This is a genomic window from Microcystis sp. CS-574, from assembly GCF_028329095.1.
Taxonomy (GTDB): Bacteria; Cyanobacteriota; Cyanobacteriia; order Cyanobacteriales; family Microcystaceae; genus Microcystis; species Microcystis ichthyoblabe_A.
In genome coordinates this window covers 1-15,752 of record NZ_JAQMSY010000245.1, presented here as the reverse complement: position 1 = coordinate 15,752, position 15,752 = coordinate 1, and the positions used below count along the sequence as shown (strand labels likewise).

Sequence of the window (15,752 nt, the reverse complement as noted above, 5' to 3'; positions counted from 1 at the left end):
TGGTATAAATCGACTAAATCCTTATTTAGCAAGAGACTTAATTGATTAGTTCGTTAGAGAGGGAAAACAATTGGCAAAAATCGAAGCAATGTCTTTCTATATAAGAGTTTCACCCGTCCATTGCATAACACAAACCGAAGAGCCGTCATGGCCAAATCTCCTTAACCCCAACTGACGTTACATTTACTCAAAAGCTATATCCTTGGCACTGAATTTTTGATGCGTCCGGGACGCATCCCACAGCCAAATATCGCCAATTTCCCCCTAGGCTTTAGGTCTTAAATAAACTAGAGACTGTTGCCAAATTAAAGTGGGTTTATCGTAGTGATCGACTAGGTATAAACAGTTAGCATCTTGCCAAAGGATGCGACCAACGAGCAGATCATCGGTGCTTAACTTAATTTCTACTTCCCGTTTCTCTTGAATATAGCTCTGTACTTGTTTAATACTCGGCAGACCAGGATCGAATTGAGACATAATGAGTTTATCGATGAGGTGTTCATCCTCTATTATTCCTGTTGAGTAGCTTTTATTGACGATGAAAATCCCCTTCACCAAATATCAAGGCCTGGGCAATGATTTTATTTTGATAGATAACCGTCACAGTCCCGAACCCCTGATCACACCAGAAATAGCCGTGGCTATGTGCGATCGACATTTTGGTATCGGTGCTGATGGCGTGATTTTTGTGCTTCCCGGCCAAGCAGCAACCGACTACACCATGAGAATTTTTAACTCTGATGGTTCGGAACCAGAAATGTGTGGTAACGGTATTCGCTGTCTAGCCCAATTTATCGCCCGTTTAGAGGCTAACAACGCCATTGGCCGCACCTATCGCATTCATACTCTAGCAGGAACGATTATTCCTCGTTTAGAGGCTAATGAACAGGTAACGGTTGATATGGGACCGCCGCAATTACTAGGCAGTGAAATACCCACCACTTTGGTGAAGGGGTCAGAAAAAGTCCTCGCGGTTCCCCTAGAGGTGGAAGGCAAAGATTGGTTAATTACTTGCGTTAGTATGGGTAATCCCCACTGTGTCACTTTTGTGGATGATCTGGCCTCTATTCCCCTAGAAACTATCGGTCCAAAATTTGAGCATCATCCGGTTTTTCCCCAACGGACTAATGTGGAGTTTGTGGAGGTAATTGGGCCGGATTATATGAAGATGCGTGTCTGGGAGAGAGGAGCGGGAATTACTCTCGCTTGCGGTACTGGTGCTTGTGCTGTGGTGGTGGCAGCCCTGTTAACGGGCAAATGCGATCGCCATTGTACCGTGGAACTGCCCGGTGGTTGTCTTCAGATTCACTGGTCGGACACCGATAACCGGGTTTACATGACAGGTCCTGCTAAAGCTGTTTTTGAGGGCATTTACGCCATCTAAACCAACCCGTCTGGACGGGGACTGAACTCCCCGAACAGCGCGACGGGATTGTTAATTCTTAGAGACTGGTAATCCAAGCAATAATTCCTTTACCAGTTAACAATTCAATGGCTAAAAGAGAGACAAAGCCAATCATGGCTAGTCTGCCATTCAATTTTTCAGCTTTTTTGGTAAAACCGAGACTGCTAGAACTATCAACGTACATTTTCGGTTCAACAGCAAAATTATTCAGTCTTCCTTGTTCTTCGGTGGTGTAGCCGCGGGCAGTCATGGGGAGGCTCCTTTTGTATGCTTATGTTAAGAAGTGTAACATATTGTTAAGTTATATTGCAAGTTTTAACAAAAAATTTCTGGAGACTCAGAAAACCTCGATGAGGTGGTCAGTCAACGGCAGGGTTATCAACTGTCAGGGTAGTGCTATAGTTCTATCTCCTCTGGGTTTATTGAGGAAATTTTGCCTTTTTCTTGACAAATTAGTCAGATTGTGGTACCAAAGAGGTATAAACTCGTTCGCCTAATCAGGGGAAAGACAAAAACTATCTTAAGGTCGCCAGAGGAGTCCCGTTAAACCGTACAGGAGTTAGCGGGGGATAAATTGCCACCAAAAGCGAACCAGATTTTAGGGAGTCAACTGACCTTGAGTGAAGATACCCGAAAGGGTAAGTGTGGGGAGAATAGGGAAAAACCACTAGGAAAAACCCGAATAAAATCTTAAGATGCGGAGTGCCTAGTAGCCGTAAGTAACGATCGCGCTCACTGTTTTTGTAAATTCTATGGCAGAGATTAGCCCAGAGATCAACCTCATGCAGATAGCGACTATACTCAACCAATATCGATTTGAAATGAGAGGATACAAAGCGCAGGAATTAATCGAGCGCTGGTTGCCCACCTATTCGCTAAATTGGATTCGCATGGCGATTTTAGAGGCACTCTATCAGGGACGTTACAAAGTCATTTCGGTGGAGGAAATCCTCAAAATTTGGCACCGTCGCGGCCATCCTACCTTTCATTTTACGGGGGAATTCGAGCGATTGGTTTGTAAAAACCTGCCAGATTCCCAGTTAAATGCCAAAAAAACGGTATTTATCCCTAAACAGGAAAAGATCAATATACTTTCTGCCACCCTTGAGCGGCCTGATCCAGAGCCACAAGCGGAAGCCACGAGTAAAGATGCTTTATTCAACTTAGAAACTTCTCTTTTTGATGATCCTCGCAAGGGGATGAGTGATTTGGATGAGTTATTCTCGCAGTTAACCCCGGAAATGCCCAAATTCCCTGAATTAGAATCATTGCCTAAATCCCCTAACGGTCATGGAACTAGGGAGAATTTTTCGGTTAATTTTAAGCCAGTAATCGATGAGTTTATCCCTTTGTTAGACCCTTCGGAATTATATCCCAAATTAAAAGCTGTGGCTCGATCGCAGTATAAGTAGGGTTGGCTGAAAAAGTTTTTCCTAGGGGCAGGGTGTGGGGTGTGGGGTGGTGGGGTACTGACACCAATTAATTCCCCGCCCTCAAGAAAAAAAAATCGCCTTGACGATTAGAATAGAGTTAACTTTTCCCCTCAAGGCTCTGCTCAATTAACTAGATTATGACATCCTCCTATTTTGGTCTAGAAACCGAAGAAAATAAACTAATTAACTCTAATAATCTCTCGTTCGCCGCTTCTCTTGGTATTCATGCCCTAATTTTAGCGATTATCTTACCTAATTTCCTCAATAATCCAGCGCAGGAGCCAAAAAAAGAGTTACGCAACGTCAATCTGATTGAATTGAACCCTCTAGAGCAGTCACGTCTTCCCAGTCTCGACTCCTCCCTGTCCAGCTTACCGGAACTGCCTAACCCCAATTCGTCTTCTTCCTCTTTGCCTCCTCTCCCCTCAATGGATGGTATCCATAACAGCACCTTACCTCCTTTACCCTCGGTTTCTTCCCTTCCCCCTTTACCTTCCTTACCTGCTTTACCTCCCCTCTCCTCCTTACCCTCCGTCAATATCTATTCTCCTCCCGTGGCATCCATCCCCTCCCTGGGTAGATTACCGATTCCTCGCAATTTTCCCACTTCTACCCCCAGTTTACCCAGTCCTCCTTCTGTTCCCACGCTGCCAGAGAATAATAATCTGCCGAGGGAGACTAATAACCAGCAGCTCCGGCCTGAATTCGATCCCTACCAAGATAATCTAACTCCAGATGAATTGCGAAATTCGCCCCGTAGTGCATCGCAACAGGCACAGGAACAATTAAACAATTCCTTGGCCCGCACTTCGGAGCCGAATGGTCAATCGCCCATTGATGAACAGCGTCGTCAACAATTAATGTGGGAAATGCGAGAACGTTTGCGCTCCCTAGAGGCGGATAAAAGCAATACCAGTAACGAGGAGGCCATGAGAAATCAGGTGGATTGGCTGGCCAGAGTCCAAAAAACTAATCCTAACGCCTTAAATGAACTAAATCAGCCCAATCAGGGCAGCAGAGGCATAACTACCGTCAATTTAACCGGTAATTATCCCGCTACAGCTTGTTCCCGTCAATTAGCGGGGACGGCGGTTTATGGGGTGACGGTGGATGGTCAAGGCCGCATCAGCAGTGAACCCCAGTTAATTAAAAGCGCTGGCTTCCCGATTTTCAATCAACAGGGGGCTAGGGAAGTACGCTTAACTCGCTTTAATAATCCCAGTGGTGAGTCGAGAATCTATCAAGTGAGCGTCAGTTTTGCCCCTAACCCGGAAGTGTGCCGAGGTGCGATCGCTAATCCCCCAAAACCGGAGGGTAGTAACCTCAATACCCGTAACTCCCCCCCCGTAACGCCGGCAATTGAAACCCCGCTTCGTCCCAATCAAACCCCGCAACCCGCCGTTAGTCCCCAACCGGATAACGTCAACCCCCCCGCAACCACAAGTCCAAATCCAGTCCAAACCCAGCCAGAACCGCCCAAAGAAGCGATAATCGAGGAAAAAGCCCCGGAAACTTCTTCCCAACCCCCCGCTCTCAATCAGACGGAGGTTTCCCCCGCTAGTCCCCCCACTAGCCAAAATCCTCAACCCCTGGGCGAGGAAGCTTTGCCCCCCGGTCCGCCGGCGGAAGCTAAAACTGAACCAGAAAGTTAGGCCTTTTCAGTGATCAGTTATCAGTTATCAGTGATCAGTTATCAGATGTGAGTTTTAGGTTTACTGATTACTGAAAAAAACTCTCATCTTCCTAGTCAATGATTCGATCCCCCCTGCCCCCCTTGATAAGGGGGGTGCCGATCCCCCCTTAATCCCCCCTTAATAAGGGGGGCATCTGATAATTTTTAACGGCTACCTACTTATTTTTACTTAAATGATTTCCACTTCCCAGATACCCGATTCTTTTGTCTCACCTTGCCGTCGCGCCTCCGTTAGTCGTACTACCAAAGAAACCGATGTACAGGTGACGATCGATCTTGATGGTAGCGGCAATTGTCGCGCCCAGACAGGAATTCCCTTTCTTGATCATATGTTGCAGCAAATCGCCTCCCACGCTGCGATCGATCTCGATGTGCGCGCCACCGGAGATCTAGAAATTGATGACCATCACACCAATGAAGACGTGGGAATCACCCTTGGACAAGCTTTACTGCAAGCTTTGGGGGACAAAAAAGGCATCGTCCGTTTCGGGCATTTTGTCGCCCCTCTCGATGAAGCTTTAGTGCAGGTTGCCCTCGATTTTTCCGGTCGTCCCCACCTCAGTTATGGTCTAGAAATTCCCACCCAAAGAGTGGGAACCTACGATACTCAGCTAGTGCGGGAATTTTTCGTTGCTTTGGTCAATCACAGTCAAATGACCCTACATATTCGCCAATTAGACGGGATTAATTCCCATCATCTTATTGAGGCTACTTTTAAAGCTTTTGCCCGGGCGATGAGTATGGCCATAGCGATCGATCCCCGTCGCGCCGGTATAATTCCCAGTTCTAAGGGAGTTTTATAGAAGCACTGCTTAACCCGAATTAACGTTAGCTTAAAAGCCCATAATTTGAGCCACTTGGGTTAATTCGGGCGCAATCCCAGATTTTAGTTGATTATTGCTGTGTTTTACCGCCGAATCTGGGTCTTTTAGTCCATTTCCCGTTAAAACACACACTACGGTGGCTCCATCGGGAACCTGTTGATGCACTTTTAATAATCCTGCCACAGAAGCGGCGCTGGCTGGTTCACAGAAAACCCCCTCTTGGCCGCCTAAAATCCGATAGGCTGCCAATATTTCCTCATCGCTGACCGCGTGAAATTGCCCTTGACTAGCGTGACTAGCGGCCCAGGCTTTTTCCCAGTTAGCGGGGTTGCCGATACGGATAGCGGTGGCTAGGGTTTCGGGATGGTCAACCGGTTGTTTGGAGATAAAAGGGGCGGCCCCGGCGGCCTGAAAACCCATCATCTTCGGCAGTCGGTCACATTTGCCTATCTGGTGATACTGACAGAATCCCATCCAATAGGCGCTAATATTGCCCGCATTACCGACGGGAATACATAACCAGTCGGGGGCATTACCCAAGACATCGACAATCTCGAAAGCGGCGGTTTTTTGACCCTCTAAACGGTAGGGATTGACGGAATTGACTAAAGTTACGGGATAATTTTCTGATAGTTGGCGGACAATCTTGAGGGCATCATCAAAGTTGCCATTAATAGCGATGACTTCCGCTCCGTACAATAAAGCCTGGGCTAATTTTCCTAAGGCCACATAACCGTCGGGAATAATCACAAAAGCCCGCATCCCGGCCCTTCTTGCATAGGCTGCCGCCGCCGCCGAGGTGTTCCCGGTACTGGCACAAATCACCGCTTTTGCCCCTTCTTCTTTAGCTTTCGAGATGGCCATGGTCATGCCCCGGTCCTTAAAGCTGCCAGTGGGATTTAAACCATCATATTTGACAAAAACCTTGACATCGCGCCCGATTTGTGCTGAGAGATAAGGGGCGGGGATCAGGGGTGTATTGCCTTCTAGGAGGGTAATTACAGGGGTTTTACTGCTTACGGGCAGAAATTGGCGATATTCTTCGATCAAACCGCGCCAGCCGCCGATAGACGAGGATTTAGTGGGTGATTGGGGGATCGATCGAGAAATAATTGTCATAGCCTTAAGGATACAGATTTGATTAGATGGCCTAATTTCCTATTTTATCGAATAAGCAGTCCAAAAAATTAATCTCGATCGCCCGATTGGGATTCATGGGGTTTAAAACAGGGATGCGGAAAGATAAAAGGCAGTAACAGCCAATAAATGACTTTTTTAGGCAAAAAATGTCATTTTATCGCTAAAAATTTGATTTTTTGCCTTTTTTGTCTTTCAGAGGTTGATTTAATTAGGATTTACTGAATAAATCTAAAAACCTTGTTGGATAAGGCTTTTAGACTTTTTTTCCCTTAAAAAGTGCCGACCATTGGAGGGATCGGGGGTAAAATTTAGGTACTTTTTCCCTGAAAATTAGGTAACTGACCGTCTGAAAATGGGTAAAACCCTACACCCCACACCCCACACCCCACACCCTGTCCCCACGAAAAACTTTTTCAGCATACCCTAATTAGGATTGGCTGAATAAATCTAAAAACCTTCTGAAAATCGGTAAAACCCCACACCAACCAACAAAGTTTTTCAGTAAACCCTAATTAGCAGTAGTGCCAGATTAATTTCTTAGCTAGGATGGGCAAGAGGCAGCTGGAAGAAATTCTCCTGTCTCCTGTCACGGCTGCTGGCAGTAAGTAATTTTGCCGGCATCTGATATTCAAACTCAAGCAACTATGTGTCAACTTCTAGGCATGAATTGTAATGTCCCCACGGATATCTGTTTTTCCTTTGAGGGATTTTGTGCGCGGGGAGGAAAAACCGACGAACATCGAGACGGTTGGGGGATCGCTTTTTTTGAGGGTTTAGGTTGTCGAACTTTTATTGATGTTAAACCCTCGATCGCTTCTCCGATCGCGGAATTAATTAAAAACTATCCGATCCATTCTACCAATGTTATCGCCCATATTCGCAAAGCCACCCAAGGAGAAATTAAACTAGAAAACTGTCATCCTTTTCGGCGGGAATTGTGGGGAAAATATTGGGTTTTTGCCCATAATGGTAATTTAGAAAATTTCTCACCTGCTGCGGGAGATTTTTATCAACCGGTTGGGGAGACGGATTCGGAAAAAGCTTTTTGTTTAATTCTTAATACCCTGCGAGAGACTTTTCCCCAGGGCAAACCTTCCCTAGAACAACTCTATCAAGTCCTAAAAACTATCACAACCTCTATCGCTTGTCAAGGAATTTTTAATTATCTTTTATGCGATGGTGAACATTTTTTTGCCCATTGTTCAACTAAATTAAGCTATATAATCCGTCAATATCCTTTTGCCGCTGCTCATTTAATTGATGAAGATGTGAGCGTTGATTTTCAAGCTTTAGCTCGTCCGGGCGATCAAGTAGCAATTATTGCCACTACTCCCTTAACTGATAATGAAGTTTGGACAGCGATTAATTCAGGAGAATTATTAGTTTTTCAGCAGGGCGCAGCAATTTTAAGTTAATCTTACCAGTTGTCACTTTGTCGAGATTTTTCTAGGTCAATTAACTGAGTTTTTAACCCTAACCAATCTAATTGATTAGCAAGGCAATCTGACCTAATTTTTCCCGCTTCTAGATAAATGACTCGCTCGGCAAATTCCTCTAAAAAATCTAGTTGATGATTAACCATAATTATCGTCATTGACTTTTGATTATTTAATACTTCTAATAACCTGCTGGCCGTGCCTGTATCTAGAGCGGAGGTGGGTTCATCTAATAACAGTATGCTCGGTTCTAACAGCAAAGCTCTGGTAATTGCTACTAATTGTCTTTGTCCTAAAGATAATTCTAACTCCCCGCGCTCAAACCACTGTTCAGGAATTTTTAATAGGGATGTCCAATGGTCAATTCTCTGATTAATTTCCGCAGGTGTAAGTTTTTTTAATTGCAAAGGATAAGCGAGAGCATCTCGAACAGTCATCCCTAATAACTTCGACTCTTGTAGCAATAAAACTATCTGTTGTCGCAGGGAAATAACCGGTATTTCCCTAATCGATTTACCTTGAAAATAAATATTTCCCGTGCTGGGTTCTTGCAAACGATTTAACAATCGTAAAAGAGTCGTTTTTCCTGCCCCAGATGCTCCGACAATAGCTAACTTTTCTCCTTGCTTGATGCTAAAAGTAATATCTTCTAACAGATAAGCACTACCCCGTCGGATAGCTAAATTTACTTGCTGTAGTTCTAAAATCAAGATCGGTCTTTTCCTTACTTAGTTCAAATTTATTATATAATGAAAATAGCCCAATGAGTTCGGCAGGTATTCCCCATGGTTAGTCAAGTTAACAAAAACGAGATTATCTATCCTGAGAGCGACGGTAAACCGATGGCAGATAATACTAAACAATTTCACTGGATAGTGACGATTAAGCAGAATCTCGACTGGTTATATATCGATGATCCCCAGGTATTTGTAGCGGGGGATCTGTTATGGTATCCCGTGGAAGGCCAGCCGAAAATTGCCGCTGCTCCTGATACGATGGTAGTATTGGGCAGACCGAAAGGCGATCGAGGTTCCTACAAACAATGGCAAGAAGATAATCTTGCTCCTCAAGTCGTCTTTGAGATTCTTTCTCCTAGTAACACATCGATCGAAATGGCCAAAAAATTGCTATTTTATGATCGCTATGGAGTCCAAGAATACTACGTCTATGATCCCGATGATAATAGTCTAGAAGCTTGGCAGCGAATTGGTGACAGTTTAGACAGTGTTAGTGAGGTTAATAATTGGGTGAGTCCCCGTTTAGGAATTCGTTTTGACTTAACCGACGAGTTAAAAATTTATCGTCCTGATGGTACTCAATTCTTGTCCTACAGCGAAATTAATCAACTACTGGAGCAGGAAAAGCAACGGGCTGAAAATGAACGCCAACGGGCTGAAAATGAATGCCAGCGGGCTGAAAAGGCTAATCAGCAGTTAGTAGAAATGGAGGCAAAACTGCAAAAATATCGTCAACTTTTTGGGGAATTACCTAACTAGGGTGTGGGGTGTAGGGTTTTGCCGATTTTGAGGTAGTCAGTTACCTAATTTTCAGGGAAAAAGTCTAGGGATTTTACCCCCGATCACTCCAATGGTCAGCACTTTTTGAGGGCAAAAAAGTCTAAAAGCCTTATCCAACAAGGTTTTTAGATTTATTCCTGGACAGCAATTCTCATTTTAAGGTTTCATGACATTAAAACCCTTGCACCTAGAGGGGTTAATAATTCTTAACGAATCTCTAGATCGCTGAAACAACGCAAAATCGTTTCAAAATGAGAATTGCTGGCTCACCTCTTTGTAATAAACCTACACCTGTCAGAATAGGGCCACGGAGTAACGTCAAGTATTTTATAGAAAATTAATATAATTTAATTAATTACGTTGAATTAGTCAAATCCTAACCCTGATCATCTTTGAACAGCGACATCTCGTCTGAGGTGTTATCGAATAACATTTTTGTAATTAAAAGTCAATAGATTAAATATTAATTTTTGTAAAGGAAAGCCTGAGTAGTTACTCAAAAAGCTCTTTACCATCTGTTACAAAATATGGCAAGATATTTATCGAATTGTGTCAAAACCCAGAGTAAATACTCACTTGGGTGACATTTTCTGATACAAAACAGAAACATATATATCCAAATACCTTAAACAAAGGGCGATCGTCATCAGATGACGAAAATCACTTCATACCAGACTCAGCAATTCTAAGGAGAACCATCATATATGTTCACTCACGTCAAGTCCACCATTCGTCATATAGTTCCCGACGGGTTGAATGGTCGATCGCTGGTCAAGGTGGTCTATGTCGTGCTAGAACCTCAGTACCAAAGTGCGCTGAGTAGTGCGGTCAGGGAAATCAACACTAACAACCCGAAACTAGCGATCGAAATTAGTGGTTATTTAATCGAAGAACTGCGCGATGGTGAAAATTATCGCAATTTTCAGGAGGATGTAGCCAAGGCTAATATTTTCATTGCTTCTCTTATCTTTATCGAGGATTTAGCCGATAAAGTTGTGGCCGCTGTCGGTCCCCATCGGGATAAATTAGATGCGGCGATCGTCTTTCCCTCTATGCCCCAGGTAATGCGCTTAAATAAGTTAGGTTGCTTTTCCATGGCACAATTGGGACAGTCTAAGAGTGTCATCGCTAATTTTATGAAAAAGCGCAGGGAAAACTCTGGCGCTGGTTTCCAAGACGCGATGTTAAAGTTATTGCGAACTTTACCGCAAGTCCTGAAATACCTCCCCATGGAAAAAGCTCAGGACGCACGCAACTTTATGTTAAGTTTCCAGTATTGGCTGGGGGGTTCCGCAGAAAATTTAGAGAATTTCCTGTTAATGTTGGCCGATAAGTACGTCTTTGATAACAAGGATGACAGTGTAGTTTACAAGGAACCGGTAGTTTATCCGGATATGGGTATCTGGCATCCTTTATCCATGAAAATGTGGTCGGATGTCAAGGAATACTTCGCTTGGTACAATAACCGCAGTGATATTCCCGATGACCTAAAAGACCCCTTGGCTCCCTGTGTGGGCTTAATTTTACAGAGAACTCACCTGGTTACTGGTGATGACGCTCATTATGTCGCTCTCGTGCAGGAATTCGAGTCTATGGGTGCGCGAGTGCTTCCTGTTTTTGCTGGGGGATTAGATTTTTCTAAACCGGTAGAGGAATACTTCTGGGATAAAAGCTTAAAAGGAGTGGAAGCGGTTGCTATCGTTGACACGGTAATTTCCCTGACGGGATTTGCTTTGGTGGGGGGTCCAGCGCGACAAGATCATCGGTCAGCGATAGAATCCTTAAAACGTCTCAATCGTCCCTATATGTGCGCGTTACCGCTAGTTTTCCAAACTACTCAGGAATGGGAAGAAAGCGATTTGGGGTTACACCCGATTCAAGTGGCGCTACAGATTGCTATTCCGGAATTAGACGGTGCGATCGAACCTATTATATTATCGGGCCGGGATGGGGCCACGGGTAAAGCGATCGCTTTACAGGACAGGATAGAAGCGATCGCTCAACGGGCGCTAAAATGGGCTAATCTAAGAAAGAAACCGAAACTGAATAAAAAGGTCGCCATCACTGTGTTTAGTTTCCCCCCCGATAAAGGCAATGTGGGAACCGCAGCCTATCTAGATGTGTTCGGTTCTATCTACGAGGTGATGCAAGCTTTACAAAATAACGGTTATGACTTGCAGGACTTACCCGCATCTCCCAAAGAACTGATGGAAGCGGTAATCCATGATGCCACCGCACAGTACCATAGTCCGGAGCTAAATATCGCCTATCGGATGTCTGTGCCTGAATACGAGCGTTTAACCCCCTATTCTGTCCGTTTAGAGGAAAATTGGGGACCACCACCGGGACATCTCAACAGTGATGGACAAAATCTTTTAATCTACGGGAAAGAGTTCGGTAACGTCTTTATTGGGGTTCAACCCACCTTCGGTTATGAGGGGGATCCGATGCGTCTGCTCTTTTCTCGTTCTGCTAGTCCTCACCACGGTTTTGCAGCCTACTATACCTATCTCAATCAAGTCTGGAAAGCAGACGCGGTTCTCCATTTTGGCACCCACGGTTCCCTAGAATTTATGCCGGGGAAACAGATGGGAATGTCTGGGGAATGCTACCCGGATAACCTCATCGGGATGATTCCCAATCTCTACTATTATGCCGCTAATAACCCCAGCGAAGCTACGATCGCTAAACGTCGCAGTTATGCGGAAACCATCTCCTATCTTACTCCTCCCGCAGAAAATGCCGGACTTTACAAAGGGTTAAAAGAACTGAGCGAGTTGATCGGTTCCTACCAAACCCTGAAGGATAGTGGGCGTGGGGTGCAAATTGTCAATACTATTGTCGATAAATGTTTATTAGTCAATCTCGACAAAGATATAAGTTTACCTGATGGTGACACTGCCCATCTCAGTCAAGAGGAACGGGATAATATCGTCGGTTCGGTCTATCGTAAACTGATGGAAATTGAATCGCGTTTACTTCCCTGCGGACTTCACGTTATCGGGAAACCCCCCTCAGCGCTCGAAGCGGTGGCAACTTTGGTCAATATTGCCAGTTTAGACCGGGAAGAGGACGATTTACTTTCCTTACCCCGGATTATTGCCAACAGCATCGGCCGGGATCTAGAGGAAGTTTATCGCAATAGCGATCGAGGGGTGCTGGAGGATGTGGAATTACTGCAAAACATCACCCTCGCGACTCGCGCTGCCGTCTCCGCTTTAGTCGAGTCCCAAACCGACGGGTCAGGTCGGGTATCAATGCTTTCTAAGCTGAATTTCTTGAATATAGGCAAGAAATCGCCTTGGCTGGAAACTTTACAGTCGATGGGTTATCCACAAGTTGATCCGGTGGCGTTAAAACCCCTGTTTGAATACCTAGAATTCTGTTTAGAACAGATTTGTGCTGATAATGAATTGGGGGCCCTATTAAAAGCATTGGAAGGGGAATACGTTCTTCCCGGTCCTGGTGGCGACCCCATCCGTAACCCTGGAGTTTTACCGACGGGTAAAAATATCCACGCTTTAGATCCCCAGTCTATCCCGACCCTAGCGGCAGTAAAATCGGCTAAAATCGTGGTGGATCGTCTGTTAGAACGGCAAAAACTGGATAATGGTGGTAAATATCCTGAAACTATCGCTTGTGTTCTCTGGGGAACGGATAATATCAAAACCTATGGGGAATCCCTAGCACAAATTCTCTGGATGGTGGGGGTTCGTCCTCTTCCCGATGCTTTGGGACGGGTGAATAAACTGGAATTGATTCCCCTAGAGGAGTTAGGAAGACCGCGCATTGATGTGGTGGTCAACTGTTCTGGTGTTTTCCGGGATTTATTTATCAATCAGATGAATTTGCTTGACCAAGGTGTAAAAATGGCCGCAGAAGCAAATGAACCGATGGAGATGAATTATGTCCGCAAACACGCTAGGTCACAAGCAAAAGAAATGGGTTTAACGGTTCGACAGGCAGCCACCCGCATCTTTTCTAATGCTTCTGGTTCCTATTCTTCTAATATCAATCTCGCGGTGGAAAATAGCAGTTGGGAAGACGAAAAAGAGTTACAGAATATGTATCTCAACCGCAAGGGTTTTGCTTTCGATTCTGATAATCCGGGGATGATGGCCGATAATCGTCAGTTGTTTGAAGCATCTTTAAAAACTGCCGAGGCAACTTTCCAAAACTTGGATTCTAGCGAGATTAGTTTAACCGATGTTTCCCATTATTTCGACTCGGACCCGACAAAAGTTGTCGCTAGTTTACGCGATGATGGCAAAAAACCGGCGGCCTATATTGCTGATACTACTACCGCTAATGCTCAAGTGCGTACTTTATCGGAAACCGTGCGCTTGGATACCCGCACCAAGTTACTCAATCCCAAATGGTACGAGGGAATGTTAAGTCATGGTTACGAAGGAGTCCGAGAATTATCGAAGCGTTTGGTTAATACGATGGGATGGTCGGCAACTGCTGATGCGGTGGATAATTGGGTTTATGAAGATGTGAACACCACCTTTATTCAAGATGAGGAAATGTGTCAGCGTCTGATGAATCTCAATCCCAACTCTTTCCGCAAGATGGTGGGAACCCTGTTAGAAGTTAATGGTCGCGGTTACTGGGAAACTTCTCAAGAGAATTTAGACCGCTTACAGGAACTTTATCAAGAAGTGGAGGACCGTATCGAAGGAATCGAGTAGAATAGATAGATAAGACTTGAGAGACTGGCTAATCACCGGTCTCTTGAGTTTTGAACAAAGATGAAAAATAACTTTTGGGGGTTAATTTGGTCTAGTTTTAACGAAATTCAAGGGGTTTTACTCGGTCTTCTTGGATTTTTAGGAAGTATTGCTTTAATTCGTTATCCATTCAATACTTCTATCCCTTTAGACCTAGTAATTATTGTCAGTTTCTTCACCTTGCTGTTTATAGCCACTTTGTTAAGTGCTGTTAACACGCTTCTTAGACAGAAGCAAAAATTAGAGGCAGAAGTTAAGCAACTTCAGGAGGTAAACCAAAATTTAGAAAATATTATTAAACAGGGAATTACTCCCAGGATTTTGAGGTCTCAAAAGCAAGGGAATAATAATATTTTATGCCTTCTTGATTCCTCTAGTCTGTTTACGATCGAGTTACTTGTCTCTTTTTATTATACCGATGAAGATGGGCTTGAAAGATTAATAGGAGAGGGTTTTGTTGAATATATTAATCCAAAGGACGGCAAGATACACGCGATCATTGACAAACCTCAAACAATCTATCAGGTAATTCTAGATCGATTGGCGAGTAACGATTTAAAAATTATTCAAGAAACCAGAGTCAGACCTGGCGTTCTTAGAAAACATAGTTCACCATAGAGGAAAATATGGAAAATGTAGCCGAAAAACCCATTTTATCTCCTAAAGGAACCTTTCCCGCCAAAGTTGTCAAAGTTATTGACGACTATAAATTAGTGATCAATAGAGGTGAAATTAGTGGAATTCGAGAAGGTCAAAGAATGTTAGTTTACAATACCAGCGAAGAAGAAATAACAGATCCTCAGACTGGTGAGTCTTTAGGCTATCTTGACTTAGTGAGAGGGACGGGGACAATTACTTTTGTTCAAGAAAAAATATCGATTTTACAATCGGATAGAGCTAATAATAAAGGATCTAGATTGCTGGAGTTGTTGCTTAAAGAACAAGAAACCCCGTCCGATTTGATAGGAAAATTCTTAAAAAGAGCCGTAGGAGCGAATTCTAAGAACGATAAAAAGCCAATATCCGAGCTAATAAATCGTGAATTGTTAAATAAACTGCTAGTATGGGAATTATCCGAAACGTTACCTTTTGAAAACCCTCAAATTGGCGACTCAGTTAGACCTATTTAGACCTATTAATGGAACAACCAATATTAGAATACTTTTTATCTCTTAAATATCCGATTTCAATTTATCCCGAAGAAGAAGGCGGATACACGGCACTAATTCCCAATTTACCCGGATGTATGAGTCAGGGGGAAACTTTAGAGGAAGTGATTATTAATATTGAAGAAGCGGTGGTAAAAAAGCAATTACTTTGCTTTCTAAAAGATAAATATCCCCATAACTTGTTGCGGGAATCTAGAGATGAAGAGATTGAAAAATGTCAAAATAATGAATAATTAGTTTGACATTTTTTTGGTACTTTCAGGTTCTTCGGTTTGTGTTATGCAATGGACGGGTGAAACTCTTATATAGAAAGACATTGCTTCGATTTTTGCCAATTGTTTTCCCTCTCTAACGAACTAATCAATTAAGTCTCTTGCTAAATAAGGATTTAGTCGATTTATACCA

14 protein-coding genes are annotated in these 15,752 nt (G+C 43.8%); 10 read left to right on the top strand and 4 right to left on the bottom strand.

Annotated features, from left to right (window positions below; all coding sequences use genetic code 11):
* Positions 1-264: 264 nt before the first annotated feature.
* A complete protein-coding gene (locus tag PN470_RS19985; protein ID WP_002733331.1) occupies positions 265-477 on the bottom strand; it encodes an Hfq-related RNA-binding protein in 213 nt (70 codons plus the stop codon).
* 61 nt (positions 478-538) lie between these two features.
* Here PN470_RS19985 and dapF point away from each other — a divergent pair, with 61 nt between their 5' ends.
* Positions 539-1,384, top strand: a complete 846-nt coding sequence (dapF, locus tag PN470_RS19980; protein ID WP_190537383.1) for a diaminopimelate epimerase — start codon at positions 539-541, stop codon at positions 1,382-1,384.
* Between the two features lie 58 nt (positions 1,385-1,442).
* Here the strand turns inward: dapF and PN470_RS19975 are convergent, their stop codons facing one another.
* The gene (locus PN470_RS19975; RefSeq protein WP_002732553.1) at positions 1,443-1,655 is read right to left on the bottom strand and encodes a chlorophyll a/b-binding protein; all 213 of its coding nucleotides are present in this window, start codon (positions 1,653-1,655) and stop codon (positions 1,443-1,445) included.
* A 502-nt stretch (positions 1,656-2,157) separates the two neighbouring features.
* On the opposite strand from PN470_RS19975, the gene PN470_RS19970 reads away from it, so the two are divergent.
* From PN470_RS19970 to hisB, 3 genes are all read left to right on the top strand, one after another.
* Positions 2,158-2,817 (top strand): hypothetical protein, encoded by a 660-nt coding sequence (locus PN470_RS19970; RefSeq protein ID WP_002777533.1) that lies wholly within the window; start codon positions 2,158-2,160, stop codon positions 2,815-2,817.
* 158 nt (positions 2,818-2,975) lie between these two features.
* Positions 2,976-4,490 carry an energy transducer TonB gene (locus PN470_RS19965; protein WP_272104986.1) on the top strand — a complete coding sequence of 505 codons (1,515 nt, stop codon included), beginning with the start codon at positions 2,976-2,978 and terminating at the stop codon, positions 4,488-4,490.
* Positions 4,491-4,704: 214 nt separating this feature from the next.
* The gene (gene hisB / locus PN470_RS19960) at positions 4,705-5,334 is read left to right on the top strand and encodes an imidazoleglycerol-phosphate dehydratase HisB (RefSeq protein WP_008203540.1); all 630 of its coding nucleotides are present in this window, start codon (positions 4,705-4,707) and stop codon (positions 5,332-5,334) included.
* A gap of 30 nt (positions 5,335-5,364) precedes the next feature.
* Here the strand turns inward: hisB and thrC are convergent, their stop codons facing one another.
* Complete coding sequence (gene thrC, locus PN470_RS19955) at positions 5,365-6,474, bottom strand: threonine synthase (protein WP_002745674.1); 1,110 nt, start codon at positions 6,472-6,474, stop codon at positions 5,365-5,367.
* A 665-nt stretch (positions 6,475-7,139) separates the two neighbouring features.
* Here thrC and PN470_RS19950 point away from each other — a divergent pair.
* Positions 7,140-7,910 carry a class II glutamine amidotransferase gene (locus PN470_RS19950; protein WP_334310460.1) on the top strand — a complete coding sequence of 257 codons (771 nt, stop codon included), beginning with the start codon at positions 7,140-7,142 and terminating at the stop codon, positions 7,908-7,910.
* Between the two features lie 2 nt (positions 7,911-7,912).
* Here PN470_RS19950 and PN470_RS19945 read toward each other — a convergent pair whose 3' ends face one another.
* Positions 7,913-8,641, bottom strand: a complete 729-nt coding sequence (locus tag PN470_RS19945) for an ABC transporter ATP-binding protein (RefSeq protein ID WP_103111235.1) — start codon at positions 8,639-8,641, stop codon at positions 7,913-7,915.
* Positions 8,642-8,716: 75 nt separating this feature from the next.
* Here PN470_RS19945 and PN470_RS19940 point away from each other — a divergent pair, with 75 nt between their 5' ends.
* The 5 genes from PN470_RS19940 to PN470_RS19920 all read left to right on the top strand — a co-directional run bounded on the left by PN470_RS19940 (position 8,717) and on the right by PN470_RS19920 (position 15,580).
* Positions 8,717-9,427: a Uma2 family endonuclease gene (locus tag PN470_RS19940; protein WP_272104985.1), complete on the top strand. Its 711-nt coding sequence runs from the start codon at positions 8,717-8,719 to the stop codon at positions 9,425-9,427.
* Between the two features lie 725 nt (positions 9,428-10,152).
* Entirely contained in the window at positions 10,153-14,139 is a 3,987-nt protein-coding gene (locus tag PN470_RS19935) for a magnesium chelatase subunit H (RefSeq protein WP_272104984.1), read from the top strand.
* A 60-nt stretch (positions 14,140-14,199) separates the two neighbouring features.
* Positions 14,200-14,796, top strand: a complete 597-nt coding sequence (locus PN470_RS19930) for a bZIP transcription factor (RefSeq protein ID WP_271939610.1) — start codon at positions 14,200-14,202, stop codon at positions 14,794-14,796.
* Positions 14,797-14,804: 8 nt separating this feature from the next.
* A complete protein-coding gene (locus PN470_RS19925; protein WP_004158829.1) occupies positions 14,805-15,308 on the top strand; it encodes a hypothetical protein in 504 nt (167 codons plus the stop codon).
* Positions 15,309-15,316: 8 nt separating this feature from the next.
* Positions 15,317-15,580, top strand: a complete 264-nt coding sequence (locus tag PN470_RS19920; protein ID WP_238142299.1) for a type II toxin-antitoxin system HicB family antitoxin — start codon at positions 15,317-15,319, stop codon at positions 15,578-15,580.
* The last annotated feature ends 172 nt before the right edge of the window (positions 15,581-15,752 follow it).

Coding starts and splice junctions, on each gene's coding strand:
- dapF (WP_190537383.1), top strand. CDS start 539: ATGAAAATCCCCTTCACCAAATATCAAGGCCTGGGCAATGATTTTATT.
- PN470_RS19925 (WP_004158829.1), top strand. CDS start 14,805: ATGGAAAATGTAGCCGAAAAACCCATTTTATCTCCTAAAGGAACCTTT.
- hisB (WP_008203540.1), top strand. CDS start 4,705: ATGATTTCCACTTCCCAGATACCCGATTCTTTTGTCTCACCTTGCCGT.
- PN470_RS19920 (WP_238142299.1), top strand. CDS start 15,317: ATGGAACAACCAATATTAGAATACTTTTTATCTCTTAAATATCCGATT.
- PN470_RS19985 (WP_002733331.1), bottom strand. CDS start 477: ATGTCTCAATTCGATCCTGGTCTGCCGAGTATTAAACAAGTACAGAGC.
- PN470_RS19970 (WP_002777533.1), top strand. CDS start 2,158: ATGGCAGAGATTAGCCCAGAGATCAACCTCATGCAGATAGCGACTATA.
- PN470_RS19940 (WP_272104985.1), top strand. CDS start 8,717: ATGGTTAGTCAAGTTAACAAAAACGAGATTATCTATCCTGAGAGCGAC.
- thrC (WP_002745674.1), bottom strand. CDS start 6,474: ATGACAATTATTTCTCGATCGATCCCCCAATCACCCACTAAATCCTCG.
- PN470_RS19935 (WP_272104984.1), top strand. CDS start 10,153: ATGTTCACTCACGTCAAGTCCACCATTCGTCATATAGTTCCCGACGGG.
- PN470_RS19950 (WP_334310460.1), top strand. CDS start 7,140: ATGTGTCAACTTCTAGGCATGAATTGTAATGTCCCCACGGATATCTGT.
- PN470_RS19975 (WP_002732553.1), bottom strand. CDS start 1,655: ATGACTGCCCGCGGCTACACCACCGAAGAACAAGGAAGACTGAATAAT.
- PN470_RS19930 (WP_271939610.1), top strand. CDS start 14,200: ATGAAAAATAACTTTTGGGGGTTAATTTGGTCTAGTTTTAACGAAATT.
- PN470_RS19965 (WP_272104986.1), top strand. CDS start 2,976: ATGACATCCTCCTATTTTGGTCTAGAAACCGAAGAAAATAAACTAATT.